This window comes from Mycobacterium sp. ABE4_509 (assembly GCF_056160785.1).
Genome location: NZ_JBSWXU010000180.1, coordinates 1 through 9678, shown reverse-complemented (window position 1 = coordinate 9678; position 9678 = coordinate 1). Strand labels below are relative to the sequence as shown.

8 protein-coding genes and 1 tRNA gene are annotated in these 9678 nt (G+C 68.8%); 4 read left to right on the top strand and 5 right to left on the bottom strand.

Going from position 1 to position 9678, the window contains the following annotated elements; translation table 11 throughout:
• The 3 genes from ACXAID_RS25105 to ACXAID_RS25095 form a co-directional block, all read right to left on the bottom strand.
• Window positions 1–393: methyltransferase (locus ACXAID_RS25105; RefSeq protein WP_475024896.1), on the bottom strand; the 393-nt coding region annotated here is incomplete at its 3' end.
• 45 nt (window positions 394–438) lie between these two features.
• Window positions 439–2346 carry a lipocalin family protein gene (locus ACXAID_RS25100; protein WP_475024895.1) on the bottom strand — a complete coding sequence of 636 codons (1908 nt, stop codon included), beginning with the start codon at window positions 2344–2346 and terminating at the stop codon, window positions 439–441.
• Between the two features lie 174 nt (window positions 2347–2520).
• Entirely contained in the window at window positions 2521–3879 is a 1359-nt protein-coding gene (locus ACXAID_RS25095; protein WP_475024894.1) for an NAD(P)/FAD-dependent oxidoreductase, read from the bottom strand.
• Window positions 3880–3971: 92 nt separating this feature from the next.
• Here ACXAID_RS25095 and ACXAID_RS25090 point away from each other — a divergent pair, with 92 nt between their 5' ends.
• Window positions 3972–4688: a TetR/AcrR family transcriptional regulator gene (locus tag ACXAID_RS25090; RefSeq protein ID WP_475024893.1), complete on the top strand. Its 717-nt coding sequence runs from the start codon at window positions 3972–3974 to the stop codon at window positions 4686–4688.
• A 30-nt stretch (window positions 4689–4718) separates the two neighbouring features.
• Here the strand turns inward: ACXAID_RS25090 and ACXAID_RS25085 are convergent, their stop codons facing one another.
• Both ACXAID_RS25085 and ACXAID_RS25080 read right to left on the bottom strand, forming a co-directional pair.
• Entirely contained in the window at window positions 4719–5813 is a 1095-nt protein-coding gene (locus ACXAID_RS25085) for a Fic family protein (RefSeq protein ID WP_475024892.1), read from the bottom strand.
• 342 nt (window positions 5814–6155) lie between these two features.
• Window positions 6156–6229: transfer RNA gene (locus tag ACXAID_RS25080), tRNA-Gly, on the bottom strand.
• Between the two features lie 345 nt (window positions 6230–6574).
• On the opposite strand from ACXAID_RS25080, the gene ACXAID_RS25075 reads away from it, so the two are divergent.
• The 3 genes from ACXAID_RS25075 to ACXAID_RS25065 all read left to right on the top strand — a co-directional run.
• Window positions 6575–7672, top strand: a complete 1098-nt coding sequence (locus tag ACXAID_RS25075; protein ID WP_475024891.1) for a hypothetical protein — start codon at window positions 6575–6577, stop codon at window positions 7670–7672.
• A gap of 52 nt (window positions 7673–7724) precedes the next feature.
• Window positions 7725–8297: a dCTP deaminase gene (gene dcd / locus ACXAID_RS25070; RefSeq protein ID WP_475024890.1), complete on the top strand. Its 573-nt coding sequence runs from the start codon at window positions 7725–7727 to the stop codon at window positions 8295–8297.
• Between the two features lie 204 nt (window positions 8298–8501).
• The coding region (locus ACXAID_RS25065; RefSeq protein WP_475024889.1) for a DUF7159 family protein at window positions 8502–9678 on the top strand (1177 nt) is incomplete at its 3' end.

Sequence of the window (9678 nt, the reverse complement as noted above, 5' to 3'; positions counted from 1 at the left end):
CGCGGTGGCCGGTGCCGGTGCACCGGCGTCGGTGGCGGCCGGCGGTTCGGGGACGTAGGGCGGGTTGACGAGCACCAGGTCGAACGGCGCGAATTCCGCTGCCCGGGCCCAGGATCCGCGGTGCACGTCCACGCCGACCCCGGCAACCAACGCGCTCTGCCGGGCGTGCTGGACCGCGTCCGGGCAGATGTCGAATGCGTTCACCTGCGCGGCTCCCGCGCGGGCTGCGGCGACGGCGACCACACCGGTGCCGGTGCACAGGTCGGCCACCCGGGCGCCGGACGCCAGCCCGGTGTCGGTCATCGCATCGATCAGCAGCAGCGAATCCTGTTGCGGGGGATAGACCTGGGGTGCGACCGGCGGGGCGTCGAAATCGGTGTAGGCGCTCGTCACGAACGGTTCTATGCCCGTTTCCGCGCCGTCGAAACCCGGGGCCGGCTACACCGAGGTAGTGGTCATCGCCGCCGGCTGCCGGGTCGGGGTGATCCAGCCACGGACACCCTTGACCGATGCCCGGTCAAGCAGTTCTCGATATTGGTCGTCGGAGACGGTGCGGGTGCGGCTGAGCAGGAACCCACTGAAGCCGGTGGGGTCGCTGACGATGGCCCACTGGTAGTCGGGATCGAGGTCGACGATCCAGTAGTTGCCCGGCGGGTTGGCCGAGACGGGGCCGAAGAAGCTCACGTTCAGCTTGTTGTTATCCGCGTTGACCGGCAGCGCGGCCCCGACGATCCGCGACAGCGGCCCGTTGTTGACGAAGTAGTTGCCGGAGTTGACGACCTTGATCGAGTCGTCGGGGTTGAGGCTGTACTCGGCGGTGGTGTTCACCAGGCCGATCGAGAAGAACTGCTTGACGCTGCCCACCTCGTACCAGGTGCCCAGGTAGCGGTCGACGTCGACGACCGGCGGGGGAGCGAGCACAACCGCGGCCGCGTCGCCCAGCACGATGTATTCGTCGGGGGCACCGTAGATCCCGGTGCCGTCGGTGGGCCCCAGCCCGGCGTACATGTCGTTGATCCAGCCGGTGGCCAGGGTGTGCACGGCCGCGGTGTTGCCGGGCGGGGAGAACTTCGTCACCAGCTGGGCGAAGAAGTCCAGGATCGGATGGCCGCCCAGCATGGCGTCGACGTGCGACCCGTTGGCCAGCGTCACGCCGACGAAGCGGTCCGGGCGCGCGGCCACCAACTCGTCGGTGGTGGACCCGAACGCGTTCCACATCTGCGGTGGTGCCGCGATCTGATAGACCGGGATGTACGGATCGTCGAGGTTCTGCAGGGAACCGGCCAGGCCGGCGAAGGAGACACCGTCGTACATGACCACGCCGCGCAGGCTGCCGCTGTTGTCGGGGTCGGCGGCGTAGTAGCCGCCCGTCGCGGTCGCGAAACCGCCGCCCGCGGAATGGCCGGACAACACGAAGTCCTGCGGCAGCGTGCCGACCAGGCCGGCCGCGTTCGCGCTGGCGGTCAGCGACGCCTCGTCCCCGTCGAACATCGAGGCGACGGCCTGTTGTGTCCAGGGGTCGTTGATCCAGCAGCCGCCGCAGCGCAGCAGGGCCGGGAACGACGGCAGGTTCGGGGCCACCACGATGCTGTTGGTCTGCTGCGACAGGGTTTGGGCCAGGTCCGAGTAGAACCAGTTCCTGGCCAGGAAGCCGTGCTGCAGCCAGATGACGCCGGTCGCGTCCACCGAACCGTCGGCCTGGGTGGGGAAGTACCAGTCCGCGGCGGTGGTGAAGCCGTGCGGGCCGATCGGGATGGTCAGGGTGGAGCGGCCGGTCTGGACACCGGTCACCGTCGACACCGCCGCCGCGGCCGCCCCGGCGGGCTCCTCGGTCTCCGTCGCCTCGGTCTCGGTCGCCTCGGTCTCTGTCGCCTCGGTCGTCTCCGGTTCGGCGGCGACGGCAGCCGGTTCGGCGGGAGTCGATGCCGGGCCGGCGCCCGACGTTGTATCGGTCGCGTCGTTCTCGGTCGACGCCACGGGCTCGGCGGTGAGGTCGGTCGTCGCCGAGGCCGCCGTGGCGGGGGTGCCGGGGCTACGGGCCGGAGCGCTCGGAACTTCGGCACCCTCCTCGATCGCCTCGTCGTCAATTGCTGACGTGGCGTCATCACCTGTTGACGAGTCGTCGGTCACGTCGAGGTCGATGGTGGACTCGCCGGCCTCGGTGTCCAGGTCGATGCTGTCGGACTCGGAGGCGGGGCTGGTGTCGGCCGGTCCGTCCGACGACGAGGAGGTATCGGGGTCGGCGGAGCTGTCCGAATCCCCGGTGTCGGTGGCAGCGGACGCCGAGGCCCCGGATTCGGCCGAGCGCTGCGAGTCGCGGTAGCTCGACTGACTGGTCTTGGTCAAGCTGTCCGAGGTATCCGTGTCGGCGGATGCGACACCGGACCCGACCCCCAGTGCGATGCAGCCGCTCGCCCCGACCGTTCCCAACCAAAGCAGCACGTGTCCCCGAGTCACGTCCGGAATCTAACCCCCGCGCCGTCCCCGGCGGTGGGAATTGTCCTCAACGTCAGAGTGACGTCACGGCTGGGCGGCCCCCAGGCGCGCCGACGCCTCGCGCCGCCGGGAGAACAGCCGATGTTCGATCACGCGGTCGAGTTCCCGGCGCACGTCACGAATCAGGGTGCGTCGCAGTGCTGACTGGTCGACCTCGGGGTCTCGCGCGGCGGCGGCCGCCCACCGCACCAGCCGGGGGATGCTGAACGCTTGCTGGGCTGTGGTCTTGCGGTTGAACACATCGGCCAGTTCGGTGAATCCGTCGGGTCGGGTGGCGAACCAGCGGTAGGCGGCGTTCTCGATCGGGGAGATGTCGTCGGCTCTGCCGAGCAGGTTGGCCCACTGATACATGCCCAGGCATTGCGCATCGCGGTCCCGTTCCCAGGCTGCCAGCGCGTCGTCGAGCAGTGCCGGGTCGTCGAGGACGGGGGCGGCCGCTTCGCCGAGTAGCCGGCCGAATCGCAGCGCGTCCCGAATGCCCTGGGCGGTCACCGGGTCCTTGAAGTGACCCGCATCGCCGGCCAGCACCCAGCCCGGGCCGTGGGAATGACGGAAGTAGCTCGGGTGCGAATAGGACATTCGGATGCCGGTGGCGCGCGTACATCCCTCGAGGCGCCGCGCGAACGGCTCGATCCGGCGCACCGTGGCGTCGAACGCCGCAGTCGAATCGGCCCGGAACTCGTCGGCCCGATGCCTGGGTGGCATCAACAGGACCACCGATTGCTCTCCGTCGCAGGGAAAGACGGTGACGAGGTCGTCGTCGCAGCGCCACTGCATGGCCAGGTCGCGCAGCTCCGTGCGGGGATCGTCGTAGTAGGCGAACGCCAGGATGCGCTGGTTGTCGCAGTGATGGTGCTCGCGGGCGCCGACGAGCCGGGCGACCGTCGAGCGGCGCCCGTCGGCGCCGATGACCAGGCGCGCACCGATCTCGGATTCGGTGCCGTCGCGGCGGCGGGTCTGTACGCCACACACCCGGCCGGAGCGCTCGCGCAGCAGGCCGGTGACCCGGACCTGCTCACGGATCTCGGCGCCGGCCTCGCGCGCGGTGTCGACGAGCGCGAGGTCCAGGCCGGGGCGCCGGACGCAGGCACCTGCCGAGAATCCGTCGACCCGGCTGGACGGGCCGACAACCTCGACACCCGGGGACCCTAGGCCTGCGCGAGTGTGCAGCGGCGCCCCGAGCGCCATGACCCGGTCGCGCGCGCCGAGGCGTTCCAGCTCGGCCCAGTGGTGGGTGAAGAACAGGTGGGTGGACAACGTGTCCGACGGAAAGGTGGCGCTGTCGACGGCGATGACGCTGCGGCCGCGGCGCGCCAGGGTGATGGCGGCCGCTGACCCGGCGCAGCGGCTTCCGACGATCACGACGTCTGCGTGGTCCTTCATATCGGCCAGGATGCCAGCTCCAACAGATATTTATAAGTAGATTCATAAAATGAATAGACTTGTAAAAAATCTGGGTGGCCTAGTCTGGGGCGGTGCACGCCGGCGAGGTCGAGACCAGACGGACCACCGGGGCCGCCCGTGCTGACCGGCGGCGGGCCCGGACCCGCGCGCAGATCCTGGACGCGGCCGAAGTGGTGTTCGCCCGCGACGGGTACGACGGGGCCAGGATCGAGGAGATCGCCGAGGCCGCCGACGTCTCCGTCGGCTCGATCTACACCCACTTCGACGGCAAGCGTGGCGTCTACCTGCACCTCGTCGACCGGGCGCTGACGTTGTTCGCCGACTACATGAGGCGGGTGGACGACCCGTCGCTGGGGCCGCTGCAACGGGTCCTGGCCGGCGGCGACGCCTACCTGCGCTTCCATCTCGAGCATCCGCACGCTTTCCATTTTCTGGCCTACCGCAGTCCGGGCGCACGGCCACTGACCGGTGACGACGAGATCGAGGCGCGCATCCGCGACCAGGTCGGCAGCCTGCTGGCGGGGTTCGCCGCCGAGATCGACAACGCCATCGCCGCCGGCGAGGCACGCCCGGTCGACTCGCTGCGGCTCACGCATTTCCTGTGGGGATCGTGGAACGGAGTCATCGCGCTGCGCGAACAGCCCAACGGGCTGCGGATCTCCGACGCCGAGATCGCCGAGACGCTGGAGCTGGCCCGCTGGCTGCTCCGGGAAGGCCTGGCCGCACCGACGCTGCGCGACGAGCAGGGCGAGGTGGGGGAGCGGGTCCCGTTGCCGCGCATCACCTGAGGCAGGGGCAGTGGGTGCCCGGGGGCGCCCTTACGTGCTCGCTCGCTCGATCCTGCGTCCCAAATCGGCCAGTTCGTCGAGCACCAGGCTTGCCCCCCAGACCTGGTCCCGCTTGCGGTCGGTCAATGGGCGGAGAACACCGGCATCGTGCAGGCGTTTTATTGCGGCGAACAGACTGCTTCGAGGTGCATCGACAAGTGATGCGACATCGTCGGACGACACGATCGGCGTCGAGGCCAGGAGCAGGAGTAGTTTGTCGGCCGCGCTGTGACGCCTGGTCGGTCCCACCATCTCTCGCCACTGCACCGGTATCTCGGCCAGGCGCTCTGCAGTAGTTCGTGATTCGGCGGCGGCAGTCCTTGATGAGTTCGCGAAAGTGACGACAAGTGGGCGTAGCTCGCCGGTGCGGTAGGTGTTGAGCGCGCCGAAGTAGCGCTCTCGGTGAGCAACAAGCGCCGATGCCAGAGGGACGACGAGGCGCGTGGTTGTTCCCCTTCGCCTGAAGATGGTGTTGATGAGTGCCCGGCCGATACGGCCGTTGCCGTCGGTGAAGGGGTGGATCGATTCGAACTGTGCATGCGTGACGGCGGCCTGGATCAGAACGGGAATGTCGGTTCGGTTGGCGAATTCCATCAGGTCGTCCATGTACGCCTGCACCGTGTCCGGCGGTGGCGGAACGTACAGCGCGTCTCGCGGCGAGTGGTCGCTTCCACCGATCCAGTTCTGGACACTGCGTATTCGACCGGCATGCCGGCCCTCTGTCGGATCGTCTCGCATCAACGCCTCGTGTGCGCGCAGGATCGAGGACATCTGAACAGGAGTATCTCTATCGACGCTCGCGGTCATGTCGTTCAGGGCGGTGGTCGCCGCCACCATCGAAACCGCGCTCGCATTGCCTTTGCCGCCGTGCAACGCGCGCGCGTAGTCGTCCAAGCTCGCTTCGACGCGCTCGATCTTCGAAGACGCCACCGATTCTGTTCGAAGCAGGAGAGTGGCCAGTGCTTCGAGGTGGGTCCCGTGCGTGCTGTCGAGTCGAGAAATCTCGCTCATGGCGGCTTCGAGTTCGACGGCGATCTCCGGGTCGATGCCGGTGTCGACGTTGGCGATGTAAGGGGGGAGCGACACCGTGACGGAACGCAGTGTTCTGTCCTCGCGGGTACCACCCCGTTGGGTCTGTGCCCAAGGTCGTTGCTCTGCGCGGTGGCTGGGCCACGGTTGCATTGATGTCCCCTAACTCGGACTAACTATAGCGTTAGTCCGAGTTAGGTCGATAAATCGGATTTTGATGGGCGTCGGTGCGGGTTTGCGACTGTGGGGGCCATGCGCGGCGGACCTGCTGAGAGACGATGCGGGCACGGTGGGTGTGTCCGTGTCAGCAGAATGCAGACAACTTCGCCCGAGTGGTTGTCGCGCTGCGGAAGCCCCGAGCCGGCCTCGCCCTGATGCGCTCGCGAGTTCGGGCAGACGTGGAGCCGATGACGGGAATCGAACCCGCGTATTCAGCTTGGGAAGCTGATGTTCTGCCATTGAACTACATCGGCGCTGTGGCTAGTCAGATTAGCAGCATCGGCGGCCCGCCCTGGTCGGGGTCGGTCCACCGCCGGATGGCCCGATCTTCGCCAGCGTTGAACGGGTGCGCAGGGGCCCGCAGACGTAGGCCCCAAATTTGCTACCGGGTTCGTTAGGCTCCGGCCGGTCCGCATCCCCAGCACAGGCATGGAGTCGAGCACGTCATGGTGTATAGAGCGTTTCATCGGTCGGTCACAACAGGGGTCGTCCTCGCCGGCGCCAGCGTGATCACCTTCTCATCGGTAGCTGCGCTCCCTGCCGACGAAGCCCGCGCGCAGGCGCGGGTCGTCGAGACCATACAGACTGCTCCTCCGGTGGTGACCGCCGACGTGGAACTGCTGTCGCTGCTGGGCAGCCTGGAGCTGCTCGGCGCCGGGGCACTGGCGGCCGTCGAGGAGAGCATCGGCACGTTCAGCGGCGAAATCCCGGCGCTGTGGAACCAGGTCGGTTGGGGAATACCTGGAGCACAGTGGGAAGACCCGAATCTGCTGCCTTACAACTATTCGCTGCTCGCCGACATACTGTTCGCGCCGATAGCGCCGCTGGTGGTGGGCCCGTTCACCGACGCGGTCACCGAGGTGCTGGCCCAGACGTTCCCCTCGCACGGCGACGAGATCCGCGAACGTCTGCCGGAGGCCGTCGACTATGCCTTCGCCCGGCTGGTCGGCCCGGTGGTGAGTGCGATCGGCGCCTTCGGGGTGGCCCATCGCGCCATCTACGACGCCGGCATGGCCGGTAATCCGCCCGGGCAGTGGCTCGGCATTCTCAGCGCCCCCGCGCACATGCTCGACGGGTTCCTGTTCGGCGGCTATGGCGACATCAGCCCGCTGATCACCGGCGAAGTCGGGGGCGAGCGCATCGCGGCGCCGGGCCTGCTCACCCCGTGGGGGCAGTTCCCCGAGGACCGCAGCGTCATCGACGAGGAGGACGACGAGGACACCGGCGAGGAGGCGGGCGAGCAGACCGAGACGGGCCCGCAGTCGGCGCTGCCGAACCAGGTAGCGGCGCTGGGTGTCGAGGAGCGCCTGGCGGACGAGGCGGAGACCGACGTGGCCGACGAGGACGCCGAGCCTGCAGAGGCCGGGGAGGAAACCGGGGTCATCGAAGAGGCCGTCGAAGAAGCCGTCGAAGAAGCCGGGGACTCTGAACCTGCCGGCGAGACCGTGTCCGACGAGACAGTCGACGAGACGGTGTCGGACGAGGCGGACGAGGATGAGTCCGCGCTGGCAGGTCTGGACGAGTCCGCGGACGACGCCGACAACGCCGACACCGACGCCGAGGGAAGCGACTCGGACGCCACGGATCCCGGGGGCGCCGAGGACTCCGAGGGTGACGGGGACTCCGCCGGATCGACGGAGTCCGACGGCCCCAAGAAGGTCAAGGGGTCGAACTCCGGGGACAGCGACGCCGAGTAGCCGTGGGCGGCTGGGCCGCCCCGCCCGGCGCCCCGGCGGCTACGCTCATGCCGTGCTGCTCTCCGACCGCGACATCCGGGCCGAGTTCAACGCCGGCAGGCTCGGCATCGACCCGTTCGAGGACAGCCTGATCCAGCCCTCCAGCGTCGATGTCCGGCTGGACAACCTGTTTCGGGTGTTCAACAACACCCGCTACACCCACATCGACCCCGCGCAGCGCCAGGACGACCTGACCTCGCTGGTCGAGCCCAAGGAGGGCGAGCCGTTCGTGCTGCACCCGGGCGAATTCGTCCTCGGGGCCACGCTGGAGCGCTGCACACTGCCCGACGATCTGGCCGGGCGGCTGGAAGGCAAGTCCTCGCTGGGGCGGCTCGGGTTGCTCACCCACTCGACGGCGGGCTTCATCGACCCGGGGTTCTCCGGGCACATCACGCTGGAGCTGTCCAACGTGGCCAATCTGCCGATCACCCTGTGGCCCGGCATGAAGATCGGGCAGCTGTGCCTGCTGCGGCTGACCAGCCCCGCCGAGCATCCCTACGGCAGTGCCACGGTGGGCTCGAAGTACCAGGGGCAGCGCGGCCCCACCCCGTCGCGCTCCTATCAGAACTTCATCAAGTCGAGCTGACCGGGCGCTCACAGCCGGCACCTAACCGCCGCTTGTACAGTCGGTTCCGGCCGGTGCCGGGCACGGCAATTTTCGTTGCCGTCAGCTAACTGCATCCGGTGTAACGCGGCCGCTGGTCACGGCGATGAACTACTAGTTGTCGGCTTGCCGTGCTGGAGACAACAGGGCCGGCCGTGAAGGGCTAGCAAATATATTGGAGGGTCTGTGGACATCGTGCTAGGTGTGTCTTTGACACCTACAACGGTCCGCATGGTGCTGGTCGAGGGCGAGAAAGCGGACGGTATCACCGTCGACCACGACGTCTTCGACGTCGACACCGCCGACGGCTCGGCAAACGTCGCCGATCAGGTCGTCGCGGCGGTGCTCGGCACCAGGGAAAGCGCCGAGACGGGCGGTCATCACCTGCGCTCGATCGGCGTCACCTGGAGCGACCACAGCGAGGCCACTGCGCTGCGTGACGCACTGGCCTCGGGTGGCGTCGACGACGTCATGCTCGTCTCCGAAGGGCACGCCGCCGCCGCGCTGGCGCAGGCTGTCGGCCAGGCCGTCGGCTACCAGACCACGGCGCTGATGTTCGTCAACCGCGACGCCGCCACGCTGTCGGTGGTGCAGACCGACGACGGTTCGGTGGTCAAGGTGCTCAGCCGAACCCTGCACAGTGCCGACGCGATGGCCGTGCTCACCGAGATGGCCGACGCGGTGGACGCCGACGCCGTCCAGGGCATGTTCGTGGTCGGCGCCGGGGTCGACATCGCCTCCATCAAGGCCCATCTCGAGCACCTGGTCGACATTCCGGTCAACGCGCCCGAGGACGCCGAGCTGGCGCTGGCCCGCGGTGCCGCCCTGGCCGCGGCCACCGCACCGGCCTTCGAGGCCACCACGGTGGGCCTGGCCTACTCGCAGGATCCCGACGGCCCCACCGCGGGTTCGGCGTTCGCCGCCGCCGGTGCGGCGACGCAGCTGGCACCGGCCAGCTCCGGTGAGGTCGGCGCGGGCTCGGGCGAGGACGCCGGGGAGGTCGACGAGTTCGCCCCCACCGAGGCCCGGGCCTTCGACGACGGCCGCAAGCCGTTCCTGCTGGTCGGCAGCGCGCTGACGTCGATCTTCGTCATCGGCGTCGTCGCGTTGGCGATCTCGCTGGCGGTCAGCATCCGCCCGACCGCCGACGAGCGTCCCAGCCCCGCCCAGAACGCCATCGTGCCCAGCCCGCAGCTGGCTGCCCCGGAGCCGGTCGAGGCTGTGCCGGCACCTCCGGAACCACCGCCGGCCGAAACGATCAAGGCGCCGGTGCCCGTCGTGCAGGAGGCCCCGCAGCAGGCGCCCCGAACGGTGTACGTGGAACGGGCGCCCGAACCGGCGGCGCCCGCACCCGCGCCACCAC